23 protein-coding genes are annotated in these 26,306 nt (G+C 40.6%); 19 read left to right on the top strand and 4 right to left on the bottom strand.

All coding sequences use genetic code 11. The annotated features are described in order from the left end of the window. The first annotated feature begins 192 nt into the window (after positions 1–192). Both ACYQY7_RS06630 and ACYQY7_RS06635 read left to right on the top strand, forming a co-directional pair. A complete protein-coding gene (locus tag ACYQY7_RS06630; RefSeq protein WP_461201290.1) occupies positions 193–870 on the top strand; it encodes a metal-dependent hydrolase in 678 nt (225 codons plus the stop codon). A gap of 73 nt (positions 871–943) precedes the next feature. Then, complete coding sequence (locus tag ACYQY7_RS06635; RefSeq protein ID WP_461201291.1) at positions 944–2,254, top strand: DRTGG domain-containing protein; 1,311 nt, start codon at positions 944–946, stop codon at positions 2,252–2,254. Between the two features lie 15 nt (positions 2,255–2,269). On the opposite strand, the gene ACYQY7_RS06640 is transcribed toward ACYQY7_RS06635, so the two are convergent. Next, positions 2,270–2,569, bottom strand: coding sequence for a YtpI family protein (locus ACYQY7_RS06640; protein WP_461201292.1), 300 nt, complete (start codon positions 2,567–2,569; stop codon positions 2,270–2,272). A 99-nt stretch (positions 2,570–2,668) separates the two neighbouring features. Between ACYQY7_RS06640 and ACYQY7_RS06645 the strand changes: the two genes are divergently transcribed. Beyond that, positions 2,669–3,616 (top strand): DHH family phosphoesterase, encoded by a 948-nt coding sequence (locus ACYQY7_RS06645; RefSeq protein WP_461201293.1) that lies wholly within the window; start codon positions 2,669–2,671, stop codon positions 3,614–3,616. An 8-nt stretch (positions 3,617–3,624) separates the two neighbouring features. Here ACYQY7_RS06645 and ytrI read toward each other — a convergent pair whose 3' ends face one another. Continuing rightward, complete coding sequence (ytrI, locus tag ACYQY7_RS06650) at positions 3,625–4,125, bottom strand: sporulation membrane protein YtrI (RefSeq protein ID WP_461201294.1); 501 nt, start codon at positions 4,123–4,125, stop codon at positions 3,625–3,627. Beyond that, positions 4,122–4,460 carry a sporulation membrane protein YtrH gene (gene ytrH / locus ACYQY7_RS06655; RefSeq protein ID WP_461201295.1) on the bottom strand — a complete coding sequence of 113 codons (339 nt, stop codon included), beginning with the start codon at positions 4,458–4,460 and terminating at the stop codon, positions 4,122–4,124. Before ytrH ends, ytrI begins: the two co-directional genes overlap by 4 nt. Before the next feature lie 113 nt (positions 4,461–4,573). On the opposite strand from ytrH, the gene dnaE reads away from it, so the two are divergent. The 8 genes from dnaE to ACYQY7_RS06695 all read left to right on the top strand — a co-directional run bounded on the left by dnaE (position 4,574) and on the right by ACYQY7_RS06695 (position 15,026). Beyond that, the gene (gene dnaE / locus ACYQY7_RS06660; RefSeq protein ID WP_461201296.1) at positions 4,574–7,795 is read left to right on the top strand and encodes a DNA polymerase III subunit alpha; all 3,222 of its coding nucleotides are present in this window, start codon (positions 4,574–4,576) and stop codon (positions 7,793–7,795) included. An 88-nt stretch (positions 7,796–7,883) separates the two neighbouring features. Then, a complete protein-coding gene (gene ystJ, locus ACYQY7_RS06665) occupies positions 7,884–9,137 on the top strand; it encodes an NADP-dependent malic enzyme (RefSeq protein ID WP_461201297.1) in 1,254 nt (417 codons plus the stop codon). Beyond that, a complete protein-coding gene (locus ACYQY7_RS06670; RefSeq protein ID WP_461201298.1) occupies positions 9,124–9,726 on the top strand; it encodes a FadR/GntR family transcriptional regulator in 603 nt (200 codons plus the stop codon). Before ystJ ends, ACYQY7_RS06670 begins: the two co-directional genes overlap by 14 nt. Before the next feature lie 69 nt (positions 9,727–9,795). Further along, entirely contained in the window at positions 9,796–10,668 is an 873-nt protein-coding gene (accD, locus tag ACYQY7_RS06675) for an acetyl-CoA carboxylase, carboxyltransferase subunit beta (RefSeq protein ID WP_461201299.1), read from the top strand. After that, entirely contained in the window at positions 10,653–11,630 is a 978-nt protein-coding gene (gene accA / locus ACYQY7_RS06680; protein ID WP_461201300.1) for an acetyl-CoA carboxylase carboxyl transferase subunit alpha, read from the top strand. Before accD ends, accA begins: the two co-directional genes overlap by 16 nt. A gap of 189 nt (positions 11,631–11,819) precedes the next feature. Then, positions 11,820–12,779, top strand: coding sequence for a 6-phosphofructokinase (gene pfkA, locus ACYQY7_RS06685; protein ID WP_461201301.1), 960 nt, complete (start codon positions 11,820–11,822; stop codon positions 12,777–12,779). A gap of 48 nt (positions 12,780–12,827) precedes the next feature. Further along, complete coding sequence (pyk, locus tag ACYQY7_RS06690) at positions 12,828–14,588, top strand: pyruvate kinase (protein ID WP_461201302.1); 1,761 nt, start codon at positions 12,828–12,830, stop codon at positions 14,586–14,588. 45 nt (positions 14,589–14,633) lie between these two features. Further along, positions 14,634–15,026, top strand: a complete 393-nt coding sequence (locus ACYQY7_RS06695) for an FxsA family protein (protein WP_461201303.1) — start codon at positions 14,634–14,636, stop codon at positions 15,024–15,026. 19 nt (positions 15,027–15,045) lie between these two features. Here ACYQY7_RS06695 and ytvI read toward each other — a convergent pair whose 3' ends face one another. Continuing rightward, positions 15,046–16,164, bottom strand: a complete 1,119-nt coding sequence (gene ytvI / locus ACYQY7_RS06700) for a sporulation integral membrane protein YtvI (protein ID WP_461201304.1) — start codon at positions 16,162–16,164, stop codon at positions 15,046–15,048. Between the two features lie 87 nt (positions 16,165–16,251). On the opposite strand from ytvI, the gene ACYQY7_RS06705 reads away from it, so the two are divergent. The 8 genes from ACYQY7_RS06705 to polA all read left to right on the top strand — a co-directional run bounded on the left by ACYQY7_RS06705 (position 16,252) and on the right by polA (position 26,303). Further along, complete coding sequence (locus tag ACYQY7_RS06705; RefSeq protein WP_461201305.1) at positions 16,252–16,707, top strand: DUF441 domain-containing protein; 456 nt, start codon at positions 16,252–16,254, stop codon at positions 16,705–16,707. A 260-nt stretch (positions 16,708–16,967) separates the two neighbouring features. Continuing rightward, positions 16,968–18,086, top strand: coding sequence for a citrate synthase (gene citZ / locus ACYQY7_RS06710; RefSeq protein WP_461201306.1), 1,119 nt, complete (start codon positions 16,968–16,970; stop codon positions 18,084–18,086). A gap of 71 nt (positions 18,087–18,157) precedes the next feature. Continuing rightward, entirely contained in the window at positions 18,158–19,432 is a 1,275-nt protein-coding gene (gene icd / locus ACYQY7_RS06715) for an NADP-dependent isocitrate dehydrogenase (protein ID WP_055440076.1), read from the top strand. 23 nt (positions 19,433–19,455) lie between these two features. Beyond that, positions 19,456–20,394 carry a malate dehydrogenase gene (gene mdh / locus ACYQY7_RS06720; RefSeq protein WP_461201307.1) on the top strand — a complete coding sequence of 313 codons (939 nt, stop codon included), beginning with the start codon at positions 19,456–19,458 and terminating at the stop codon, positions 20,392–20,394. A gap of 52 nt (positions 20,395–20,446) precedes the next feature. Next, a complete protein-coding gene (locus tag ACYQY7_RS06725) occupies positions 20,447–20,917 on the top strand; it encodes a MaoC/PaaZ C-terminal domain-containing protein (protein ID WP_461201308.1) in 471 nt (156 codons plus the stop codon). A gap of 91 nt (positions 20,918–21,008) precedes the next feature. Continuing rightward, positions 21,009–21,725 (top strand): response regulator, encoded by a 717-nt coding sequence (locus ACYQY7_RS06730; protein WP_461201309.1) that lies wholly within the window; start codon positions 21,009–21,011, stop codon positions 21,723–21,725. Continuing rightward, the gene (gene pnpS, locus ACYQY7_RS06735; RefSeq protein ID WP_461201310.1) at positions 21,718–23,481 is read left to right on the top strand and encodes a two-component system histidine kinase PnpS; all 1,764 of its coding nucleotides are present in this window, start codon (positions 21,718–21,720) and stop codon (positions 23,479–23,481) included. The genes ACYQY7_RS06730 and pnpS overlap by 8 nt, the downstream gene beginning before the upstream one ends. Positions 23,482–23,675: 194 nt before the next feature. Further along, the gene (gene polA, locus ACYQY7_RS06740; protein WP_461201311.1) at positions 23,676–26,303 is read left to right on the top strand and encodes a DNA polymerase I; all 2,628 of its coding nucleotides are present in this window, start codon (positions 23,676–23,678) and stop codon (positions 26,301–26,303) included. The last annotated feature ends 3 nt before the right edge of the window (positions 26,304–26,306 follow it).

The following is a 26,306-nucleotide window of genomic DNA, read 5'->3' on the forward strand; positions in this document are numbered from 1 at the left end:
CCGATGATCCTAAGACCATTATCCAAGAACATCGCGAAAAGTCCAACCCCGATGTAGTGCCATCCACGGGGGAGGGGCGCGCCCCTCCCCCGTGGGCAAGTCACTTACACATATGCGATTGTCAAGGAGCATATCCAACTGGAAATTCGATTTAAAAATCTTTCTAAACATACTATACGAGGAGAATGAAACATGAAACTGACTTACCACGGACATTCAGCTGTAAAAATTGAAACGAACGGAAAAACGATTTTCATTGATCCTTTTATTACAGGAAATCCACTAACAGATTTAAAAGCAGAGGACGTTCATGTCGACGTTATTTTATTAACACATGGCCATAATGATCATGTTGGTGATACAGTTGCATTAGCAAAGCAAAATGATGCGCTTGTTATTGCTCCTTATGAATTAGCTACATATTTAAGCTGGAAAGGTGTTCGGACTCATCCGATGCACATCGGTGGATCATTTACGTTTGAGTTCGGCAAAGTAAAATTGACGCAAGCGTTTCACGGTTCTAGCTATGTAGAAGAAAACGAAACGATTGTTTATACAGGAATGCCAAGTGGCATTTTATTCTATGCAGAAGGAAAAACGATTTATCATGCCGGAGATACAGCGTTATTTTCTGATATGAAACTTATTGGGGAAATGAATGATATCGATGTTGCTTTTTTACCAATCGGAGATAATTTTACGATGGGACCAGAGGATGCAGCGATTGCCGCGGAATGGTTAAAGGCAAAAACGGTTATTCCAATTCATTACAATACATTCCCTGTCATTCAACAAGATCCACAGCAGTTTGTGTCGATGATTGAGGGCGTTGGGCGCGTCTTGCATGTTGGGGAAAGTATTGAACTGTGAAAACGTTCGTTGAATGCGATCATGCACACCCTTATAATAAGAGTAAGAAACTGTCGAAAAAGGGTGGGGCAACTTGACAATTACGAAGCACGAACAAATTTTGCAATATATCGAGAGCTTACCGATTGGAGAAAAAATATCCGTTCGCCAAATCGCAAAAGAAATGGGGGTAAGCGAAGGAACAGCTTATCGTGCCATTAAAGACGCTGAAACAAAAGGATATGTGAGCACAATTGAGCGAGTCGGAACGATTCGAATTGAACAAAAAAAGAAAGAAAATATTGAAAAGTTGACGTATGCCGAAGTTGTCAATATCGTTGATGGGCAAGTGCTCGGAGGAAAAGAAGGATTACATAAAACATTAAACAAATTCGTCATCGGTGCGATGAAACTTGAAGCGATGATGCGTTATACAGGTGCAGGTAATTTGTTGATCGTTGGGAACCGAACAAAAGCGCACGAATTAGCGCTTGAAGCTGGGGCGGGCGTGCTCATTACAGGTGGTTTTGATACAGAAGAACATGTGAAAAAATTAGCGGATGAGCGGCAACTACCGATTATTTCGACAAGTTACGACACGTTTACGGTTGCGACGATGATTAACCGTGCCATTTATGACCAGTTAATTAAAAAAGAAATTGTTCTCGTTGAAGATATTTTGACGCCATTTGAAAAAACGGCATATTTGTATGTGACAGATCCAATCGAGCGATGGTATGAACTGAATCGTGAAACGAAGCATAGTCGTTTTCCGGTCATCGATCAACAATTAAAAGTACAAGGAATCGTGACGGCAAAAGATATTATGGGATATGAGCGTGACGTGTCGATTGAAAAAGTGATGACGAAACATCCGATTACGGTCAGTGGGAAGACGTCAGTCGCTTCCGCATCGCATATGATGGTATGGGAAGGAATTGAAGTGTTGCCGGTTGTCGATGAGTACAATCGACTTCAAGGAATTATTAGTCGCCAAGACGTATTAAAAGCGTTACAAATGGTTCAGCGTCAGCCACAAGTTGGCGAGACGATTGATGATATTGTAACCACCCAGTTTTTAACGGAAACAGCTGATGGTGTTTTTCGTTGTAACATTACTCCGCAAATGACAAATCATTTAGGAACATTATCATACGGTGTATTTACGACGATTGTAACCGAGGCGGCTACGCGTGCGCTTCGTTTACATAAGCGAGGCGATCTTGTTGTAGAGAACATTACCATTTACTTTATTAAACCCGTCCAAATTGATAGCGTCATCGATATTAAGCCGAAATTGCTAGAAATTGGACGTAAATTTGGGAAGGTTGACGTTGAAGTGTTTAATGAAGGGACGCTAGTCGGAAAAGCGTTAATGATGTGTCAATTGCTTGAACGACAATAGGCTGCGTACGGCAGCCTATTTCGTTTCTTCCGCTTCTTTTACCGCAAGCGGAAAATAATAGCGATGGGCACGGTAACCTGCCCAAATGCTTCCTGCACCGACGAGAAGAAACACAATGCCAACGATGAGAGATACCGTTGACTGATGAATGAAAAATTGGTTGATCGCAAAGAAAAATACAAATGAGCCAAGCGCAATGCTTGATTTTGCGCTAATCCATTTTCGCTCCATCGGTTTTTTACTGCGGAAATATTTTATTTTGTAATACAAATAAAACGAAAGCGAAAAAACGATAAGTATAACAAATATTGGCATATCCAATCCTCCAACATAAAAAATCGTTGCGTGATTATTTTACATCTTTTCGAATCATAATAAAATATGTTTTAATGGAGAAAAAAAGGGAGAAGCGCCATGGAACAAAAAGTTTTGGAAATTATTGATCATATTCGACAATTTGATACGATTATTATTCATCGGCACGTTCGACCAGACCCCGATGCGTACGGTTCACAGGGAGGATTAGCCGAACTTATTCAAGCTTCATTTCCAGAAAAACGAGTATATACAGTTGGAAAAGACGAACCATCGCTTGAATTTTTACGTAAAATGGATGTCGTTTCGGATGAAATGTATAACGATGCGCTTGTGATCGTTTGCGATACAGCAAATGAAGAGCGCGTATGTGATCAACGCTATAAGCTAGGGAAAAAAATTATTAAAATCGACCATCATCCAAATGAAGATCCATACGGTGACATCTTATGGGTAGATACAAATGCAAGTTCCGTTAGCGAAATGATTTATGAGTTATACTTAATTGGAAAAGAACATGGTCTCGTTTTAACGAAAGAAGCTGCTCGGCTTATTTATGCGGGCATTGTTGGTGATACAGGCCGTTTCCTTTTTCCAAGTACAAATCCGAAAACATTTAAATATGCAAGCGAACTAGTTGAATATGGGTTTTCGTTTGTCGATTTATATGATCAACTGTATCGGACAAAATTATCGATTGCACATTTAAGCGGATATGTGCTGCAAAATTTCGAGCTATCCGAACATGGAGTGGCTCATATTATATTAACAAAAGAGTTGTTAAAACAATATGATGTAACGCCATCAGAAGCTTCTCAACTCGTGAGTGTGCTTGGAAATATTGAAGGAATAAAAGCGTGGGTGTTTTTTGTAGAAGAAGATGATCAAATTCGTGTCCGTCTTCGTTCAAGAGGCCCGATCGTCAATGAAGTGGCGAAAAAATATCATGGCGGTGGTCATCCGTTAGCCGCAGGCGCATCTATTTATTCGTGGGAAGAAGTTGAACACGTATTGGCAGATTTAAACGAAGTGTGCAAGCAACAGTAGGATGCTTTCTACTGTTGCTTTAATTTTAATTCTATTGATATATTTGTAAAAAACAAAATTGTCTCGATATCGAGATGGTACGTTCGATTGTCGATAATGTACGTTTTATTTTCAATTGCTTTTTTTAATAGCTCTTTACTTTTATATACTGTTTCGATATCTTTGGCCGTTATATGTTGAATATCTCTTTTTATATCTTCTTCAATGCGGAAGGTTGTGTACGTATCGATGCCATACGATTGGGCGTTAATGATTTTCACATCAATTGATTGAATTGTCAGTCGCTTTTTATTTTCTTTGTTTAGCTGAATGTAATCTTGTTGCCAAATGTTTAAATCATGTTTTAACTGGGCAATAATTTCTTGTTGTGTTTTCAGTTGACGCACTTGTTTTTCTTGTAAAATGCCAAAAATTTGTGTGAAAACGATCCAGCTGATAATTGTTCCAATTGCCGCTCCAGCGAAAAAGCGTTGCCATCCTGGATCGCGTGAGTATGGTGGAACTCTCATGCGCCATGCTCCTGCGTAAACCAGCGAATGAATGTCATACCTGTTTGCGCGCCACCAGTTGCCGATAAAATGAGTAAAAATTGTTTAATGACATCCCGTATTTCTCCTTGGAAAAATCCACGTTCAACGCTATAAAACGTATCAAACGTGCCACCAATGGCTGCAATTAGCGCCCAAATTTTTAAACTGCTTGCAAATCGGTACATCATCGTCAGCGGCGGTTCGCCAGACAAAAAAGCCCCGAATCCACCGATTAACGCCCCTCCAACTAACACGCCTAAAGCAATGAAATAGCTTTGAATAAAAGCAGGTAAAAACGCTGTTTTCATCTCCATCTTGCTCACTCCTTCTGTATACTATGTATATGGGACAAACGAACAACGTATGTTTTGCTTTTCAGTTTTTACAGAGCTTATAATAGAAAAAAATAGAAAAGGTGGGAGACACATTGTCGTTTATCCATCTACAAGTGCGAAGTGGCTATAGTTTATTAAGTAGTACGGTCAAAATCGAGGAGCTTGTCACACGTGCACGCGATCTTCAATTTCCAGCGATCGCATTAACGGATGAAAATGTGTTGTACGGCACTATTTCTTTTTATGAGATGTGTCAAGCACATGGAATAAAGCCAATTATCGGTATGATAGCAACAGTCACGGATGAACATGGTTATATAGATCAGCTCGTGTTGTTAGCGAAAAATAACGACGGATATCGTCAACTTGTCCATATTGCTACAGCCGTTCAATTAAATGACGGGAAGGGCATTTCTTTATGTGACTTATCCCGCTACACGAGCGAATTAATCGGTATGACAAGCGGAGTACATGGAAGAGTGGAGCAGCATTTGCTGAACGGAGAAATCGGTCAAGCAGAAACGCTCGTTCAAACGTACGCGAAGCTATTTCAACGCGGCGATTTTTATATAAATGTGCAGCGACACGGCTTACAAGAACAAGAATATTTGTGGCCGCTACTTCTTGAATATAGTAAACGATGGAACATTCCACTTGTCGCAACAAACGATGTACGTTACATCTATAAAGAAGATGCGCTTGCATGTGAGTGTTTGCTTGCGATGAAACACGGAAAGAAAATGAATGACCCAAGCCGTCCGCGCTTTTCAACAAATGAATACGATTTAAAAAGCGCAGATGAAATGGTCTCTTTATTTTCAATGTATCGTGAAGCCATCGAGGAGACGGTGCGTATTGCACAGCGATGCAATGTGACGTTTGAGTCTAAAAAATGGTTTATGCCGCGCTATCCTGTTCCTTCGGGGAAAACAGCTGACGAATATTTGCAAACGTGGTGTTGGGAGCAATTCACAAAACGCTTTCCTGATCGCCCAGAAGCATATGTTACTCGATTACAATATGAACTGCAAATCATTCAACAGATGAATTTTAGTGACTATTTTTTAATTGTTGCTGATTTTGTTCGTTTTGCGCGTGAACAAGGTATACTCACAGGACCAGGACGCGGGTCAGCTGCAGGTTCGCTTGTCGCTTACATACTCGGAATTACACAAGTGGACCCATTAAAATATGGGCTTTTGTTTGAGCGTTTTTTAAATCCAGCCCGTTTATCTCTTCCCGATATTGATATCGATTTTGCAGATGACCGTCGTGAAGAAGTGATTCGTTACATTGAGCAAAAATACGGAGCCGATCACGTTGCACAAATTATTACGTTCGGGACTTTCGGGATGCGTTCTGCTATTCGTGAAGTTAGTCGTATTTTTGATGTCGATGAACAAGAAATTCAACAAACATTAGCAACTGGAACCCTCAATCATACGCGACCATGGCATTACGTTGCACAACGAATTGAAGGATTACCGAAGCATACGTCCGTTCATGCTGCTGGCATTGTTATTAGCCCACGTCCATTAACCGATGTGGTTCCTCTCCAAAGTGGGCAAACGACAACATATGTGACGCAATATGCGATGGATGCGCTTGAACGACTAGGATTATTAAAATTCGATTTACTTGCCCTTAAAAATTTAACGATGATCGAGCAAATGGTTCAAAGCATTGAGCAGCGTACAGGTCATCGCTTACGGTTTGAAAATGTGCCGCTTGACGACGAACAAACGTATGTGCTTTTAAGTGAAGGGGACACATTTGGCGTGTTTCAGCTTGAATCAGAAGGAATGAAGCGGGTATTGCGCGAATTACAACCGACAACGTTTGAAGATATTGTTGCAGTGAACGCTTTATTTCGTCCAGGACCGATGGATCAAATTCCGACATATATTTCTCGTAAACATGGTCGCGAACCGATTCGTTACATGCATGATGATTTGCAATCGATTTTGCAGTCGACATATGGCGTCATCGTTTATCAAGAACAAATTATGAAAATTGCTCAACAAATGGCGAACTTTTCATTAGCAGATGCTGATTTATTACGCCGGGCAATAAGTAAAAAAGACATTGGGCAAATGGAAAAAGAAAAAAAGCGTTTTATTGAAGGATGTATACAAAATGGATACGCTGCCCATATCGCAAACGAATTGTATGAGATCATCGTTCGTTTTGCTGGGTATGGGTTTAACCGCAGCCATGCGGTAGCATATAGCTACATCGCATATATGTTGGCGTATATTAAAGCGCATTATCCGCTCGATTTTTATGCAACATTATTAACAAACGTAAGCGGACAAAAAGAGAAAATGATGCAATGTGTATATGAACTTCGGAAAAAACGAATACGTTTACTTCCTCCTTCCATCGGACGAAGTGAAGAACATTTTACCGTTGATGAAAACGGCATTCGCTTTGGGCTGTTAGCAATTAAACAAGTGAGTTTCGCCTTTGTCAAACAAATGATTCGCGAGCGTCAAAAACGTCCGTTTTCCGATTTTTTTGATTTTGTTTCTCGACTACGCATCGAGTCTTCACAAAGAAAAATAGTCGAAGCACTTATTTTTTCTGGCTGTTTTGATGAATTTCATATCGATCGAGCCACGCTTTATGCAAGTATTGACGTTGCGATTGAGCATGCAGAGTTGATGAATCTCCCTCTGAATGTACGACCAAAATACGTTCATGTTGAACCGCTATCGCTTATCGATCAGCTGAAATATGAGAAACAATGGCTCAATGTATATGTGTCCCCTCATCCTGTTGAATCATTTGCCCATTTTTATTCGATGTGGGGGGCAAAACGTATGTATGAATGGATCATAGAAAGAGCGAAGGACGGAAAAGTGATTGTATATGTTGAGGAGGTGACGAAAAAGCGGACAAAAAAAGGGGAAGAAATGGTGTTTGCTACGATTTGTGACGATAGTGATGAGTGGCACGCAATTGTATTTCCAACGAGCTATAGGCGGTTTCATGCTTTATTGCAACAAGGCAGCGTACTGTATATGGAAGGAAAAATAGAGCAGCGACCGAGCGGTTGGCATCTTATTGTACAACAAGTGGGGAAACCGGTATGCGTTTATGTAAAAGTTGATGAGCAACATGCGTCATCAGCTGTGTTACAGCAGTTGAAAGATATATTCATCGCCTATCGTGGATATGCACCTGTTATTTTGTATTACGAAAAAGAACGAAAAAAAGTACAACTTTCTCATGAATATGCTGTATCTCCAACCGATGAATGTATCGAACAGTTAAAGGCACTGTTAGGGAATGGGAATGTCGTCGTGAAATAAAAATGCTTTACTATTTTTCATTTTTATTATATTTTTATAGAAGTTAAGTGGTCAGACCAGTAGCGACCACTTTGTGGGGGGATTGTTAGTGTCGTTGTTTGAAGAAGCGCTTCATATGCATGGGCGTTATCAAGGAAAACTAGAAATAAAAGCGAAAGTACCGTTAAAAAATGCTTACGATTTAAGCTTGGCTTATTCTCCCGGTGTAGCAGAGCCGTGCAAAGTTATCCATCATGAACCGAACAAAATATACGATTATACGTTGAAAGCGAATACAGTAGCTGTTGTATCGAATGGGAGCGCGGTATTAGGACTTGGGAACATTGGAGCAGAAGCGGCACTGCCGGTCATGGAAGGAAAGGCTGTGCTTTTTAAAAGTTTTGCTGGAGTTGATGCATTTCCAATTTGCTTAAATACATCAGACGTGGAACAAATCATTCAAACGGTCAAACTGCTTGAGCCAACGTTTGGTGGCGTTAACTTAGAAGACATTGCAGCTCCACATTGTTTTATGATTGAAGAACGATTAAAAGAAGAAATGAATATCCCTGTCTTTCATGACGACCAACATGGAACAGCGATCGTGACAGTCGCTGGCTTAGTCAATGCGTTGAAGCTAGTAAATAAAAAAATAGAAGATATTCAAATCATTATTAACGGGGCAGGAGCGGCAGGAATTGCGATTATGAAGTTGCTTCGTTGTTATGGTGTGAAACATATGATTATGTGCGATTCAAAAGGAGCGATTTACGAAGGACGTCCATATGGAATGAATGAGATAAAACATGAAATTGCTCAATGGACAAATGCTGAGAAAAAAGCGGGTACGTTACAGGAAGTGATCGTTGGGGCAGATGTATTCATTGGTGTGTCTGTTGCAGGAGCGTTGACAGCTAGCATGGTGGAAACAATGAATCGCGATGCCATTATTTTTGCAATGGCAAACCCGACGCCAGAAATTATGCCGGAAGAAGCGTTGCAAGCAGGGGCAACGGTTGTTGGCACAGGACGTTCTGATTATCCGAATCAAGTGAATAACGTGTTAGCATTTCCAGGTATTTTCAGAGGAGCGCTTGATGTGCGTGCAAAACAAATTAACGAAAAAATGAAAATAGCGGCAGTTGAAGCAATAGCACATTTAATTGCAGAAGATGAGTTGCGTGCGGATTATGTGATTCCTGCTCCGTTCGATCCGCGCGTCGCTCCAGCAGTTGCTGCTGCTGTGGCAAAGGCAGCAATCGAAACAGGAGTGGCTCAAGTGATTGTTGATCCAAAAGATGTAGAAAAGCGAACACGACAATTAGCTTTGATTGCAGGTGAGAACACCGATGACTACTTCTAAAGTGTACATTGAAACGTTTTGGCAAATTCATCGCATGATTGAAGAAGCAGGACTTCAACCAGGGGATCGATTGCCTTCGGAACGAGAGTTAGCTGACCGATTACGAGTCGGTCGCTCTTCCGTTCGTGAAGCGTTGCGAGCGTTGGAGTTGCTTGGATTAATCGAAACGCGCCGCGGTGAAGGAACATTTATGAAACCGTTTGGTGACCATCAGCTCATTCAACTACTCAGTTCGTTTATTTTGCAAGGAAATCGGGAAAAACGAGATTTAATCGAAACAAAAATGCTTATCGAACGAATATGTCTGCAGCTTGCTTGCGAACGACTAACAGATCAGAAGCTCGAACATATAGCCCGTGCTGAGCATACGTATGATTTATTTTTTCAACGAGTTGTGGAAGCAACCGATAACTATTTATTACTGCGCATTTGGCTTGTATTAAACGACTTTTTTGAACACGTATACACGTTGACTCTCCCTTCCGAGTTTTATGAACAAATGTGGACGGCGCTACAAAAACGGTCGTGTGAAGAAGCGACGGCAATTTATGAACAATACGTGATGCAAAAAATGTCGAAAGAAAACTGACACAATGTGACAAACAAAGTTGTCTCTATTCGGTAAAGTAGAAATGGACTAAGTAAGGGAGGGAAACATGTGCTCAAAGATTTGTTCTCTAAAAAGAAAAAGTATGCCACGATTCCTTCTGAACAAGCGAAGCAAGATGTACCAGAAGGTATTATGACAAAATGTCCGAAATGTAAAAAAATTATGTATACGAAAGAACTAGTGAAAAATTTACGTGTTTGTATATCGTGCGGTTATCATCATCCGATGTCTGCTCCTGAACGCATTGCGTGTTTGTTAGACGAAGGGACGTTTCATGAATACGATCGTCACCTTCTTTCTAAAAATCCGCTTGATTTTCCACAGTATATGGAGAAAATTGAGGAAGATCGTGAGAAAACGAAATTGAATGAAGCGGTTGTGACAGGAGAAGGAACGATAAACGGCTTTCCTGTTGTTATTGCAGTGATGGATTCCCGTTTCCGTATGGGGAGCATGGGATCAGTCGTCGGAGAAAAAATTGCACGCGCCATCGAACGAGCGATGGAAAAATCAGTACCTTTTATTATTTTTACCGCTTCAGGTGGAGCGCGCATGCAAGAAGGTGTATTAAGTTTAATGCAAATGGCGAAAACGAGCGCAGCGTTAAAACTGTTTAGCGAACAAGGTGGACTCATCATTTCAGTCATGACCCATCCAACGACAGGTGGTGTATCAGCAAGCTTCGCCTCGCTTGGAGATTACAATTTCGCTGAGCCGGGGGCGCTGATCGGTTTTGCGGGAAGACGAGTCATCGAACAAACGGTTCGTGAAGAGTTGCCAGAAGATTTTCAAACAGCGGAATTTTTATTGAAACATGGACAACTAGATGCTGTGATTCCGCGTCATGAGCTAAAAGACGTATTAACGAATGTATTAGACATTCACCAATCGCGAGGTGGAGACGAATGGCGTACGAATTAGAATTTGAAAAACCACTTGTAGAACTGCGAAAAAAAATTAGTGAATTAAAAGAATTTACAAAGCATCGTGACGTTGATTTTTCCGATGAAATTAATAAGTTAGAAGCGCGACTGGAAAAGCTTGAAAATGATATTTATACTAATTTAAGCCCGTGGGATCGTGTGCAAATTGCCCGACATCCGAATCGCCCGACAACGCTTGATTATATCGATCGGTTGTTTACGAACTTTTTTGAATGTCACGGTGATCGTTGCTTTGGCGACGATGAAGCGATTGTCGGAGGAATTGCGAAATATCACGGATTGCCTGTGACAGTCATCGGACATCAACGCGGAAAAGATACGAAAGAAAATATTCGCCGTAATTTTGGTATGCCTCATCCAGAAGGATATCGAAAAGCCCTTCGTCTAATGAAACAGGCCGAAAAATTTGGACGTCCGATTATTTGTTTTATTGATACGAAAGGGGCGTATCCAGGAAAAGCTGCTGAGGAACGCGGGCAAAGTGAAGCGATCGCGCGAAATTTATTTGAAATGGCGGGGTTGACTGTCCCTGTCGTATGCATTGTGATCGGTGAAGGTGGAAGCGGCGGTGCGCTTGCACTTGGTGTCGGAAACTATGTTCATATGCTTGAAAATTCAACGTATTCCGTTATTTCGCCAGAAGGGGCAGCGGCTATTTTATGGAAAGATGCGTCACTTGCCAAAAAAGCTGCCGAAACGATGAAAATTACAGCAAAAGATTTAAAGCAGCTTGGCGTCATTGATGAAATGATTCCAGAAGTACGCGGTGGTGCCCATCGAAATGTGGATGAACAAGCGAAATATATTGATGATGTGCTTAAACGTTCCTTGTGTGAATTGCTTCCATTACGTGCTGAACAGTTGATTGCGCAACGATACGAAAAATATAAGAAGATTGGCGATTTCATTGAATCCGAACAACATGTTTCGGTTATGTAAAAAGGTCATCCATTTTAGATGACCTTTTTCTTTACATGAACTAGACGACTTTGGGCAAACTCTTTGTAGTGAAAAAAAATCAACGTTTTGTGAAACATTTCATTATGTATTGTGTTCCACATACCTTCATGTTATCTTAAAGTAAGAGGTCATACTTCTTATTTTATTTTTTTAAAGAGGTGAAGAGCGATGAAAAGAATTGGTGTGCTTACAAGCGGTGGCGATTCACCGGGAATGAATGCTGCCATTCGTGCAGTCGTCCGAAAGGCGATTTATCACGGATTAGAAGTGTACGGCGTTTACCATGGATATGCAGGATTAATTACCGGTCAAATTAAAAAGCTTGAAATCGGAGATGTTGGCGATATTATTCATCGTGGCGGAACGATGTTATATACTGCCCGTTGCCCAGAATTCAAAACGTTGGAAGGACAGTTAAAAGGAATTGAACAGTTGAAAAAACACGGGATTGAAGGGCTTGTTGTCATCGGTGGTGACGGCTCATATCAAGGCGCGAAAAAGTTGACAGAACACGGTTATCCGTGTGTCGGTGTACCAGGAACAATTGATAATGACATTCCAGGAACAGATTTTACGATCGGTTTTGATACCGCGTTAAATACGGTCATTGATGCGATTGACAAAATCCGTGATACAGCGACATCTCATGAACGTACATATGTCATTGAAGTCATGGGACGTGATGCGGGTGATATCGCGCTTTGGGCAGGTCTTGCAGGTGGAGCAGAAAGCATTTTAATCCCAGAAGCTGATTATGATATGGACGAAATAGTGGCGCGTCTCAAACGTGGACATGAACGTGGTAAGAAACATAGCATCATTGTTGTTGCAGAAGGTGTCGGTAGCGGTGTAGAATTCGGTAAGCGCATCGAAGAAGCAACAGGGTTCGAAACGCGTGTGACAGTGTTGGGTCACGTCCAACGTGGTGGTTCACCAACTGCTTTTGACCGTGTTCTTGCAAGCCGTCTAGGCGCGCGCGCAGTAGAGTTGTTACTTGAAGGAAAGGGCGGACGTTGCGTTGGTATTCAAAATAACCAGCTGGTTGATCATGATATTATTGAGGCGTTAGCCCAAAAACATACAGTCGATCAGAAAATGTATCAACTATCAAAAGAGCTTTCAATTTAATGGATATTTGTGGTATCGTTTCCATATGCAAAGTGTAGGAGGGTATTTATGCGTAAAACGAAAATTGTTTGTACGATCGGTCCCGCGAGTGAAAGTATAGAAAAACTTGTGCAACTTATTGAAGCAGGAATGAACGTTGCTCGTCTCAATTTCTCGCACGGAAGTCATGAAGAGCATGCTGCACGCATTCGCAACATTCGTGAAGCATCAAAAATGACTGGAAAAACGGTTGCCATTTTATTAGATACAAAAGGTCCAGAAATTCGCACACACAACATGGAAAATGGTGCAATTGAGCTAAAAGCGGGTGCTGAAGTCACCATTTCGATGAAAGAAGTAATCGGTACACCGGAAAAATTTTCGATTACTTATGAAGGACTCATTGATGACGTACATGTTGGTTCAACCATCTTATTAGATGACGGGTTAATCGGTTTGGAAGTATTAGCTGTTGACAGAGAAGCGAAAGAAATCAAAACAAAAGTGTTGAACGGTGGCGTATTAAAAAATAAAAAAGGTGTCAACGTTCCAGGTGTGAAAGTCAAATTGCCAGGCATTACGGAAAAAGATGCAGATGACATTCGTTTCGGTATTGAACAAGGCATCGATTTTATTGCTGCATCGTTTGTTCGACGTGCTTCCGATGTGCTTGAAATTCGCGAATTACTCGAAGAACATAACGCATTACACATTCAAATTATCCCGAAAATTGAAAATCAAGAAGGCGTAGACAATATTGATGAGATTTTAGAAGTGGCAGACGGTTTAATGGTTGCTCGCGGGGATTTAGGTGTCGAAATTCCAGCGGAAGAAGTACCACTTGTGCAAAAAGAGTTAATTAAAAAATGCAATGCGCTCGGAAAACCGGTCATCACAGCGACACAAATGCTTGATTCAATGCAACGCAATCCACGACCAACTCGTGCAGAGGCAAGCGATGTAGCGAACGCCATTTTTGATGGTACAGATGCAATTATGCTTTCCGGAGAAACAGCAGCCGGTGCTTACCCAGTCGAGGCGGTACAAACGATGCACCGCATTGCTTTGCGCACAGAGCAAGCGTTACAATATCGCGATTTATTATCAAAACGGAGCAAACAAAGCGGAACAACAATTACAGATGCGATTGGACAATCGGTTGCTCACACGGCGTTAAATTTAGACGTTGCGGCAATTGTGACACCGACAGTAAGCGGTCATACAGCGCGTATGATTTCGAAATACCGCCCAAAAGCGCCAATTATTGCTGTTACATCAAATGAAGCTGTCTCTCGTAAATTAGCACTCGTTTGGGGTGTTCATCCACGCGTTGCCCAACATGCGACGTCAACAGATGAGATGCTTGATATTGCTGTTGAGGCGGCTCTCGATACAGGCATCGTGAAACATGGTGATCTCGTTGTCATTACAGCAGGCGTTCCGGTTGGAGAAACAGGTTCGACTAACTTAATGAAAGTGCATATGATTGGCGATATGATTGCGAAAGGTCAAGGCATTGGTCGTAAATCAGCATTCGGAAAAGTCGTTGTAGCGAAAACGTCTGAAGAGGCGCTTGAAAAAATGATTGAGGGCGGCATTTTAGTCGTCCCAGCGACAGATGCGGACATGATGAAAGCATTAGAAAAAGCTGTGGCTATCATCACCGAAGAAGGCGGCTTAACAAGCCATGCAGCTGTTGTTGGCTTAAGCTTAGGAATTCCGGTCATCGTCGGTGTAAACAATGCGACAACCATTTTAAAAGACGGACAAGATATTACAGTAGATGCGAGCTTCGGTGCTATTTATCGTGGTCACGCGAGCGTGCTATAATAAAGAAGGGGATGTCCCCTTCTTTATTATTTTGGAGGGATGTATGTGCGAAACATCTTTTTTCTTCTTTTTATCGTTATTCCAGCGTTAGAAATTGTCGTTCTTGTTTTGGCGGGAAAGGCGATTGGCATATGGTCAACATTTTCACTAATCGTTTTGACAGGCATGATCGGTGCATTTTTAGCAAAAAAACAAGGATTGCATACGTTACAACGGATGAAATATGAATTCATGAACGGACGCATACCAAGCGATGCATTATTAGATGGTGTTTGTATTTTAGTTGGTGGGACGTTATTGTTAACGCCAGGGTTTATTACTGACATGGCGGGTTTTATTTTACTTCTCCCATTTGCGCGTGAAAAAATAAAACCGTGGCTTGTGCGCCTGTTTAAGTGGATGTTCTATACAAAAACATGGATTTATATTCGAAAATAAAAAGCATAAGCTCAATAGCTTATGCTTCCTTTTTTCCGACAATAAAGTTCCAAATATCTTGAAAAACGCCAGCATGATGTAGTGTTCGACCAATGACAAGTAATACCGGTCCAACGATTAATCCGAGAAAACCGATCAATTTGAAACCGACGAATAAAGCGATCAATGTAGCTAATGGATCGAGCCCGATATTAGATGAAAGAAGTTTCGGTTCCATCACTTGTCGTTGTACGAGAACGACGAGATATAGCACACCAAGACCGATAGAAAAATGAGTATCGCCGCTCATCGCTGCGTAAACAATCCATGGAACAAACACTAATCCTGTTCCTAAATACGGTAAGATATCAACAATGCCGATGATAAGAGCGATTGTAATGGCGTACTCTACTTGCAACACGAGCAAGCCAACTAGTACGATCAGTGTTGTAATAGAAATGAGTGTCGCTTGCGCTTTAAGAAACCCAAATAGCGCCTTTTTTAATTCGGCAAACACTTTTGTCGTGCTCGTTTGCACTTTGTTTGGTAATAATTTTTGGAACAATGTTTTTAGACGATACCAGTCTTTGCTTATAAAAAATGTAGCAAGCAACGAGAAAATAAAAATTGTTGCAAAATTAGGTAACCATCCAATGATAGAAGGGATATTTTGTAATATATTTTGGATAAATTGCCCCACTGTTGTGGCAATTTTTGTTCCAACAGATTGAATGTTTGACATAATCGTATCTTGTTGTGATGTGTCTAAATTTTTAAAGAGCGTAGCTAGTTGGTTGTAGAGCGGGATGATTTGGCTTGCCACAAACTGTTCCATATAAATAACGAGTTTTTGAAAATGACTTGGCACAACTGTTGCTAAGTATTGTGTTCCGGTCACGATTTCTGCAATAAGAAGGGTGACAAGCCCAGCAACGAGTGCAAGTAAAAGAATTAAAACAACGATGACTGCCAACGCCCTTGGTATTTTCGCTTTTTTCTCCATTACATCGACAATTGGATTAATGAAAAAGGCGATCCCTAACGCAATTAAAAACGGATACGTTAACGTGGACAAATAATATAAGCTTGCTAATCCAGCGATGATCACAACGATTACAAATAAAAAACGAAGGGAACTGTACAAATATTGATTCGACATTCCCTCACCTCCCGTCTTTTGTCATTTACAACTATTATAATATACAATGCAAAAGAAGAAAAAGTTTCAAAGAAGGGGGCGTATTTCGTGCAACCATTTATTTTTTTGTTTATTCTCCTTGTCATTGGTATGATAGCAAAAAATCATTCCCTTACTGTTGCTGTATTTTTTTTACTTGTTGTGAAAAGTATCGGACTAAGCTCTAAAATATTTCTTTATTTAGAGCAAAAAGGAATTAATCTTGGTGTGACGATCATTACGATTGCTGTATTAGTCCCAATTGCAACTGGAAAAATAGGATTGAAAGAACTGACAGAGTCTGTTCGCTCGATTTACGCTTGGATCGCAATACTGTCAGGGATTGTTGTCGCTTTGTTGGCAAAAGGAGGCGTTACATTGCTTGCGAAAGATCCCCATATGACGACTGCACTTGTTCTTGGGACGATTTTAGCTGTATCTTTATTTAAAGGGGTCGCTGTCGGTCCGTTAATAGGTGCTGGCATTGCATATGTAATCATGAAAATGGTCGATGTATTTTCATGATCGATTACTTTTTTATAATAATATTTTTGAATTATGATTTCTTTTAGTTCACAAAAGTCTGATAATTGTTTATAATGGTAGTGGAGCATGTACGAAACTATCGTATATATTCCCCTGCTCGCTTCGTGAAGCGGATAGGTGAATATATAACAAAATGTAAGCATTTTCTTTGCATTTTTATTCAACTGTTTTGAGCAATCGCTCGACGACGCGTTTCAACATGGGAAAAGGGGAATAAAAGAAAAAAGGAGAGATGTAAGATGACAGTAACTCGCGGTCTCGAAGGGGTTGTAGCAACCACTTCCACAATTAGTTCAATCATCGATGATACGCTCACATATGTTGGGTATAATATCGATGATTTAGCGGAACATGCGACGTTTGAAGAAGTTGTTTATTTGCTTTGGCATCGAAAACTGCCAAATAAGGAAGAACTAGAGACGCTAACAAAACAGTTAGCGGAAAATGCCGATATTCCGCAACAAATCATTGATCATTTTAAAATGTATCCGCTTGATCAAGTTCATCCGATGGCAGCGCTTCGTACAGCGATTTCATTTCTTGGCTTATACGATGAAGAAGCGGAAGCGATGAATCCGGAAGCGAACTATCGCAAAGCTATTCGTTTACAGGCGAAAGTATCAACAATTGTTGCTGCGTTTTCCCGCATTCGCAAAGGATTAGAACCTGTACCACCGCGCAAAGATTTAAGTTTTGCGGCAAACTTTTTATATATGCTAACAGGTAAAGAACCGGATCCGATTGCTGAGGAAGCGTTTAATAAAGCGCTTGTGCTTCATGCAGATCATGAATTGAACGCTTCAACGTTTACTGCGCGCGTCTGTGTTGCCACTTTATCAGATGTATACTCAGGCATTACAGCAGCGATTGGAGCGTTGAAAGGACCGCTTCATGGTGGAGCGAACGAAGCGGTGATGAAAATGTTGACGGAAATTGGCACGCTTGAAAATGTAGAAACGTACATTCATAATAAATTAAGTAATAAAGAAAAAATTATGGGCTTTGGTCATCGCGTTTATCGCCAAGGCGACCCACGCGCTAAGCATTTAAAGAAAATGTCTGAAAAATTGACGAAGTTAACAGGTGAACCACATTGGTACGATATGTCGGTGAAAATTGAAGAGATTGTTACATCGACAAAAGGTTTACCGCCAAATGTTGACTTCTACTCAGCTTCTGTTTACCATAGTTTAGGAATTGATCATGACTTATTTACACCAATTTTTGCGATTAGCCGCATGTCTGGATGGCTTGCGCACATTTTAGAACAGTACGAAAACAATCGCCTCATTCGTCCACGTGCTGAGTATACGGGTCCTACAAGACAAGTATACGTGCCGCTTGAAGAACGAGCATAATGGCTGGTTGCACAAGGTGAGAAACTCGCCTTTCTCACCTTTTTATACTACATAATTTGGAGGTCGTTATCGTGATGCAAGGAGAAAAAATTACGGTTACAAATGGAGTATTAAATGTTCCAAACTATCCAATTATTCCATTTATCGAAGGGGATGGAACAGGTCCGGATATTTGGGCAGCAGCTTCCCGCGTATTAGAAGCAGCTGTTGAAAAAGCTTATAAAGGTGAGCGGAAAATTGTTTGGAAAGAAGTACTTGCTGGTGAAAAAGCGTTTAAATTGACGGGCGAATGGTTGCCTCAAGAAACGCTTGATACGATTCGTGAATACATAATTGCGATCAAAGGACCATTGACAACGCCAGTAGGTGGTGGGATCCGTTCATTAAACGTTGCGCTTCGTCAAGAGCTCGATTTGTTTGTTTGCTTACGCCCTGTCCGTTATTTCAAAGGAGTTCCTTCTCCGGTTAAGCGTCCTGAAGATACAGATATGGTTATTTTCCGCGAGAATACGGAAGATATTTATGCGGGAATTGAATATGCCAAAGGAACACCAGAAGTGAAAAAATTAATTGATTTCTTGCAAAACGAAATGGGTGTACGTAAAATTCGTTTCCCTGAAACATCTGGTATTGGTATTAAGCCGATTTCAGAAGAAGGTACGAAACGATTAGTGCGCGCGGCAATTAAATACGCGATTGAACACGGTCGGAAATCGGTTACGCTCGTTCATAAAGGAAACATTATGAAATATACAGAAGGTGCGTTTAAAAACTGGGGATACGAATTAGCTGAACAAGAATTCGGAGATCAAGTATTTACTTGGGCTGAATATGATCGCATCGTCGAAATGCACGGAAAAGAAGCTGCAAACCGAGCGCAAGCGGAAGCAGAAGCAGCAGGAAAAATTATTATTAAAGACTCGATTGCAGATATTTTCTTACAACAAATTTTAACTCGTCCACGTGAGTTCGATGTCGTTGCGACAATGAACTTAAACGGCGACTACATTTCAGATGCGCTTGCAGCACAAGTAGGCGGAATTGGTATCGCTCCAGGTGCAAACATTAACTATGAAACAGGCCATGCGATTTTTGAAGCAACGCATGGGACTGCACCGAAATATGCAGGATTAGATAAAGTGAACCCATCGTCTGTCATTTTATCTGGCGTAATGATGTTTGAGCATCTCGGTTGGAATGAAGCAGCGAAATTGATTATTGACTCCATGGAAAAAACAATCGCATCTAAAGTGGTCACATACGACTTTGCACGTTTAATGGAAGGCGCAACAGAAGTGAAATGTTCTGAATTCGCGGATGCTCTCATTCGAAATATGGGAGAATAAAATAAAAAAGGGGATGGAAGAACGTGGGTATGAAACGTAAAAAAATCTCAATTATCGGTGCTGGATTTACGGGAGCAACAACAGCGTTCATTTTAGCGCAAAAGGAGCTTGGGGACATTGTTCTTGTCGACATTCCCCAGTTGGAAAATCCGACAAAAGGAAAGGCGCTCGATATGCTTGAATCAAGCCCGGTTCTTGGATTTGACGCCAACATCATCGGTACGTCGGATTATGCAGATACAGCTGATTCAGATATCGTTGTGATCACCGCTGGCATTGCGCGTAAACCAGGCATGAGCCGCGATGATTTAGTCACGACAAATCAAAGTATTATGAAGGCGGTCACGAAAGAAGTCGTCAAATATTCGCCAAACTGCTTTATTATCGTATTAACGAATCCTGTTGATGCGATGACATACACGGTGTTTAAAGAATCTGGATTCCCGAAAAACCGTGTGATCGGTCAATCTGGGGTATTAGATACCGCACGTTTCCGTACATTTGTTGCACAAGAATTAAATTTATCTGTAAAAGACATTACGGGATTTGTTTTAGGCGGTCATGGGGATGATATGGTGCCACTTGTGCGCTATTCGTATGCGGGTGGCATTCCGCTTGAAACGTTAATTCCAAAAGATCGTTTAGAAGCTATCGTTGAACGTACGCGAAAAGGTGGCGGTGAAATCGTCAACTTGCTTGGCAACGGCAGTGCTTATTATGCGCCCGCTGCATCCCTTGCTGAAATGGTTGAAGCAATTGTGAAAGACCAGCGCCGAGTTCTTCCAGCCATCGCTTATTTAGAAGGCGAATATGGATATGAAGGTATTTATTTAGGTGTGCCAACGATTTTAGGTGGCAACGGAATTGAAAAAGTTATCGAATTAGAGCTAACAGAAGAAGAAAAAGCAGCGTTAGCAAAATCTGTTGAGTCGGTAAAAAATGTGATGAAAGTATTACAATAATAAAAATTCGGGGGAATCCCCGAATTTTTATATATGGTCAAACAAAGGGGAGATGAGTATGCTGAGCAAAAAACGCAAACTTGGACGTTTAATTTCGGACATTTCCGTTGGTGAGAAGCTCGTATTAACGGAAGCGATCGAAGATAAGGATTTATTGTTATATTTAGGGCTAACAAACGATGCCAATCCGCTTTATATTCAACATGACTACGCATCTCAAACGCCATGGAAACGTCCGATTGTACCAGCCATTATGTTAACAGGCATCATTACGTCGGCTGTTTCAAAGTATTTACCGGGACCAGGAAGCCACATCATTTCCAAAACGATTGAATTCAAACGCCCGGTATATCATTATGAACATGTTGAATTTGTATTTGAAGTGACTGATGTGGATGAAGAAAATAATGAGATTCATATCTCCATTCAAGCTACTCGGGATGGGGAAGAAATATTAGTTGGAGCATTGCGTGTCGTTCCGCCATATCCGTTTGTTGAAGAAAAAGCATTAGACAACTTTTAAAAAGGAGGCGTTGCCTCTTTTTTTATTTTTTTCTTTTTATATCATTCGTTATAATAAACATGTAACAAATTTACGTTGTTGGAGGATGGGTATGTCGAAACGTGTGTTAGTTGTCGATGATGAGCATTCAATCGTCACGTTATTAGAGTACAATTTAAAGCAGGCAGGATTTATTGTATTGACAGCTCATGATGGGGAAGAAGGTTTGAACAAAGCATTGGAGGAGAGACCAGATTTTATTATTCTCGATTTAATGTTGCCAAAATTAGATGGCATTGACGTATGCAAACAGCTACGACAGCAAAAAGTGATGACTCCTATTTTAATGTTGACAGCAAAAGATGATGAATTTGATAAAGTACTTGGGCTTGAATTGGGCGCTGACGATTATATGACTAAGCCGTTTAGCCCACGTGAAGTTGTAGCACGCGTTAAAGCCATTTTACGCCGAACGACCGTACTAGGACAAGAAGAAAAACAAGAAAATAGCGACGATTCGCTCGTTGTCGGACAACTGAAAATTTTCCCAGATCGTTATGAGGCTTATTTTGCACAACAAAGATTAGAACTCACTCCGAAAGAATTTGAACTATTAGCATACTTAGCGAAATATAAAGGGCGTGTATTGACACGTGATCAATTATTAAGCGCGGTTTGGAACTATGACTTTGCAGGGGATACACGCATTGTCGATGTGCATATTAGTCATTTGCGTGACAAAATCGAACATGATACACGAAAGCCTTTATATATTAAAACGATACGCGGTTTAGGGTATAAATTGGAGGAGCCGAAAGCGGATGAATAAATTTCGCTCCCGACTATTGCTCGGGCTTATTTCCGTTATTTTATCCGTTTTATTTGGCCTAGGTTTACTATTAGGTCAATTGTTTCAAAAATTTTATGCAGATACTGTGCATGATCGAATGGAGAAAGAGGCAAGACTGTTGGCCCTATATATGGAAAATAAACCGCTTCATTCTGATATGTTTGGGCAGCGATTGAACGCCATTAGCGATATGCTATCTGCCCGCATCACAATTGTTGATCGAGACGGAAAAGTTCTGTTAGATACAAATAATTACGTATTGATTGATAAAAAACGTCATCAAAAGCTAATTCAAACGTTATTAAAAAAAGAAGATGAATCAGTTATATTTGAAGAAGAACAAGACTTATATTATTATGCAGTTTCATTTTGGCAACGTGATCAACAACTCGGATATATTGTCATAAGCTTGCCGATGGATGCGATTGAGCGGGTAGACGAACAAATTTGGTTGTTGCTAACGTTTAGTTTAGCTATTGCTTTTTTCATTATTCTTTTATTAGGTATTAAAATTACAAACCAGTATACAAAACCGATTGAAGCAGCGACAAAAGTGGCGATGGAGTTGGCGCGCGGCAATTACAAAGCGCGGACGTACGAAAGTCGAGAAGATGAAACGGGAATGCTTAGCCAATCACTAAACATTTTGGCGCGTAATTTACAAGAGATGGTACGTATGCAAGAAATGCAACAAGATCGCTTGCGTGCGCTCATTGAAAATATGGGGAGTGGCTTAATTTTAATTGATCAACGTGGATACATTTCACTTATGAACCGCACATATAAGGAAATGTTTCATATCGATCCGTCTGACTATGTTCATCGTTTATATTATGAGGCGTTCCAGCATAAAGAAGTGATTACCCTTGTGGAAGAAATATTTATGACAGAAGTAAATGTACGTAAACAATTGCTTCTTCCCGTTGGGATTGAACGAAAACATTTTGAAGTGTACGGGACGCCCATTATTGGAACGAACGATGAATGGAAAGGAATTATTGTTGTGTTCCACGATATTACCGAACTGAAAAAGCTTGAGCAAATGCGAAAAGACTTTGTAGCGAACGTTTCGCACGAATTAAAAACGCCGATTACATCGATTAAAGGGTTTGCTGAAACATTATTAGATGGAGCGATGCATGATGCGCAAACGCTTGAATATTTTTTAACGATTATCTTAAAAGAAAGTGAGCGCCTTCAACATTTAATTCAAGATTTGCTTGATTTATCGAAAATTGAACAGCAAGGATTTACGTTAAATATATCCGTTGTTGACTTGCATGAGGTATTGAAAGAAGTCATCGTTATGCTTGAAGCGAAAGCCAATGATAAACAAATTACATTGGAATGCTCATCGAATGCATCGCTTTGTTATATGTACGGTGATTTACACCGTTTAAAACAAATTTTTATTAATTTAATTAATAATGCTATCGCTTATACCCCAGTAGGTGGACGCGTAACCGTTTATATCGAAAAGAATGATAAACAATTGTTTGTGCATGTAAACGATACAGGCATCGGAATTGAACAAAAGGAAATTCCACGTATTTTTGAACGTTTTTATCGTGTAGACAAAGCACGAAGCCGCAATTCAGGGGGGACAGGTCTTGGTTTAGCGATTGTGAAACATTTAGTAGAGGCGCATCACGGTACAATTTCTGTAAAAAGTGAAGTGGGGGTAGGGACGACATTCACCGTTCATTTTCGTGCAGATGCTTGTGCAGACGAATGATTTTTAACGATATATTTACAAATGATTTACCATATATTAAAAAAATGTTGGTAAGATGATATGTGAAAACCCCTTCATCCAAGAAGCCGATTGTCTTGGGATAGGCGAGGACAACGAATGTTCTCGTCTTTTTTCTTTTTTGGCGGTGATCGTGGTAAAATAAGCGTAAATGAATAAAAGAGGAGGTTTTCGGCTTGGCGAACAAATTAGTCTTAATTGACGGCAATAGCATCGCTTATCGCGCTTTTTTTGCATTGCCGCTCTTACATAACGATAAAGGGATTCATACAAACGCCATTTACGGTTTTACAATGATGTTAATGAAGCTCATTGAAGAAGAGAAGCCGACGCATATGCTCGTTGCGTTTGATGCAGGGAAAACGACATTTCGTCATGAAGTGTATACAGAATACAAAGGCGGGAGACAAAAAACACCACCAGAACTATCAGAACAGTTTCCGTTTTTACGCGAACTGCTTGATGCATATAACATTCGTACGTACGAACTTGAAAATTACGAAGCGGATGATATTATTGGGACGCTTGCGACAAAAGCGGAAAAAGAAGGATTTCACGTTATCATTATTTCCGGTGATCGTGATTTAACACAATTAGCCTCTGAACGCATTCATGTACATGTGACGAAAAAAGGAATAACAGATATGGAACGATATACGCCAGAGCATGTGCTTGAAAAATACGGATTAATGCCCACACAAATTGTTGATTTAAAAGGGTTAATGGGTGATGCGTCAGATAATATCCCGGGTGTTCCGGGAGTCGGAGAAAAGACAGCGTTAAAGTTGTTAAAGGAGTACGGAACAGTTGAACACGTACTAGCATCACTTGAACATATTTCAGGAAAAAAACTAAAAGAGAATTTACAAACGTATCGTGAACAAGCGCTACTAAGTAAGCAGTTAGCGACCATTCATCGCGACGTTCCGCTGACGTTATCGCTCGATGAATTAGCATGGCAGTCATATGATGTCGAACGACTGGCAGCATTGTTTCAAGAGCTAGGTTTTACGTCGCTTATGGACAAAATTAGTCAGCCTTCACAAGAAAAACTATCGTTAAAAGATATTTCATTTATTACTGTTCAAACGATTGACGAGCACATATTGACGGAAGATAGCGCCCTTGTTATCGAAGTGCTTGATGAAAATTACCATCAAGCACCGATTCTCGGATTTGCACTTGTGAATGAGCGAGGACATTTTTTTATCCCGACAGACGTTGCTTTTGCATCTTCCGTATTTCGAGCATGGCTTGAGAATGAGCAATGTAAAAAAAGTGTATTTGACGCGAAACGAGCAATCGTTGCGCTAAAGTGGCACGGCATTGAATTAAAAGGAATCGATTTTGATTTATTATTAGCGGCATACTTGCTCAATCCGACAGATGCAAACGGGGATATCGCAGCCGTTGCAAAAACGAAGCAATATACAGACGTACAAAGCGATGAGGATGTGTACGGAAAAGGGGCAAAACAGACGGTTCCGCCGACAAATGTATTAGCTGCACATCTCGTAAGAAAGGCAAAAGCGATTGCTTCTCTAAAAGAAACATATATTCATGAACTAAAACAAAATGAACAATTTGAATTGCTTATTCACTTAGAGTTACCACTTACGTTCATTTTGGCGCAAATGGAGTTTTACGGTGTAAAGGTGGATGTGAATTGCTTACAAAACATGGGGAGAGAGTTCACCGCTCAGCTCCAACAAATTGAGCAACGCATTTATGAATTAGCAGGTACGACATTTAACATCAATTCTCCAAAACAACTCGGAACGATTTTATTTGAGAAATTACAGTTGCCGATTGTGAAAAAAACGAAAACAGGCTATTCAACGTCGGCGGATGTGTTAGAAAAATTAGCGCCATACCATGAAATCATTGAGCAAATTTTACATTATCGTCAACTCGGAAAATTACAATCGACGTATGTAGAAGGATTAATGAAAGTAGTGCGCCAAGATACAGGGAAAGTGCATACAATTTTCCAACAAGCATTGACGCAAACAGGGCGCTTAAGTTCAACGGAGCCTAATTTACAAAACATTCCGATTCGCATTGAAGAAGGAAGAAAAATTCGTCAAGCGTTCGTCCCATCTTTTGATGATTGGGTCATTTTTGCGGCTGACTATTCGCAAATTGAGTTGCGCGTGCTAGCCCATATTGCTAATGACGAAAATTTAATTGCCGCATTTCATCATAATCTCGACATTCATACGAAAACGGCGATGGACATTTTTCATGTAAAGGAAGAAGAAGTGACCGCACATATGCGCCGGCAAGCGAAGGCGGTCAATTTTGGTATCGTTTACGGAATTAGCGACTACGGATTGTCGCAAAACTTAGGCATTACACGCAAAGAAGCAGCAGAATTTATCGAACGATATTTCCAAAGTTATCCGAGTGTAAAACGATATATGGAAGAAATTGTCCAAGATGCAAAACAAAAAGGATATGTGACGACATTGCTTCACCGTCGTCGTTATTTACCGGATATTACGAGCAGTAATTTTAATGTTCGCAGCTTTGCAGAGCGAACTGCGATGAACACCCCAATTCAAGGAAGTGCTGCGGACATTATTAAAAAAGCGATGATTGATTTAGCGACACGTTTACATGAAGAACGGTTACAAGCGCGTCTATTATTGCAAGTACATGACGAACTTATTTTAGAGGCTCCAAAAGAGGAAATTGATTTGTTGAAAAAAATTGTCCCAGATGTGATGGAAAATGCAGTATCATTACGTGTTCCACTAAAGGTCGATTACCACTTTGGACCGACGTGGTATGATGCGAAGTAAGGA

The organism is Anoxybacillus sp. TBDG-1, from assembly GCF_054815885.1.

Coding starts and splice junctions, on each gene's coding strand:
- ytrI (WP_461201294.1), bottom strand. CDS start 4,125: ATGAGAGTTCCACCATACTCACGCGATCCAGGATGGCAACGCTTTTTC.
- ACYQY7_RS06630 (WP_461201290.1), top strand. CDS start 193: ATGAAACTGACTTACCACGGACATTCAGCTGTAAAAATTGAAACGAAC.
- pyk (WP_461201302.1), top strand. CDS start 12,828: ATGCGTAAAACGAAAATTGTTTGTACGATCGGTCCCGCGAGTGAAAGT.
- accA (WP_461201300.1), top strand. CDS start 10,653: ATGGCGTACGAATTAGAATTTGAAAAACCACTTGTAGAACTGCGAAAA.
- ytvI (WP_461201304.1), bottom strand. CDS start 16,164: ATGTCGAATCAATATTTGTACAGTTCCCTTCGTTTTTTATTTGTAATC.
- ACYQY7_RS06725 (WP_461201308.1), top strand. CDS start 20,447: ATGAGTATGCTGAGCAAAAAACGCAAACTTGGACGTTTAATTTCGGAC.
- citZ (WP_461201306.1), top strand. CDS start 16,968: ATGACAGTAACTCGCGGTCTCGAAGGGGTTGTAGCAACCACTTCCACA.
- pnpS (WP_461201310.1), top strand. CDS start 21,718: ATGAATAAATTTCGCTCCCGACTATTGCTCGGGCTTATTTCCGTTATT.
- ytrH (WP_461201295.1), bottom strand. CDS start 4,460: ATGGAGATGAAAACAGCGTTTTTACCTGCTTTTATTCAAAGCTATTTC.
- ACYQY7_RS06670 (WP_461201298.1), top strand. CDS start 9,124: ATGACTACTTCTAAAGTGTACATTGAAACGTTTTGGCAAATTCATCGC.
- ACYQY7_RS06640 (WP_461201292.1), bottom strand. CDS start 2,569: ATGCCAATATTTGTTATACTTATCGTTTTTTCGCTTTCGTTTTATTTG.
- pfkA (WP_461201301.1), top strand. CDS start 11,820: ATGAAAAGAATTGGTGTGCTTACAAGCGGTGGCGATTCACCGGGAATG.
- ACYQY7_RS06730 (WP_461201309.1), top strand. CDS start 21,009: ATGTCGAAACGTGTGTTAGTTGTCGATGATGAGCATTCAATCGTCACG.
- ACYQY7_RS06645 (WP_461201293.1), top strand. CDS start 2,669: ATGGAACAAAAAGTTTTGGAAATTATTGATCATATTCGACAATTTGAT.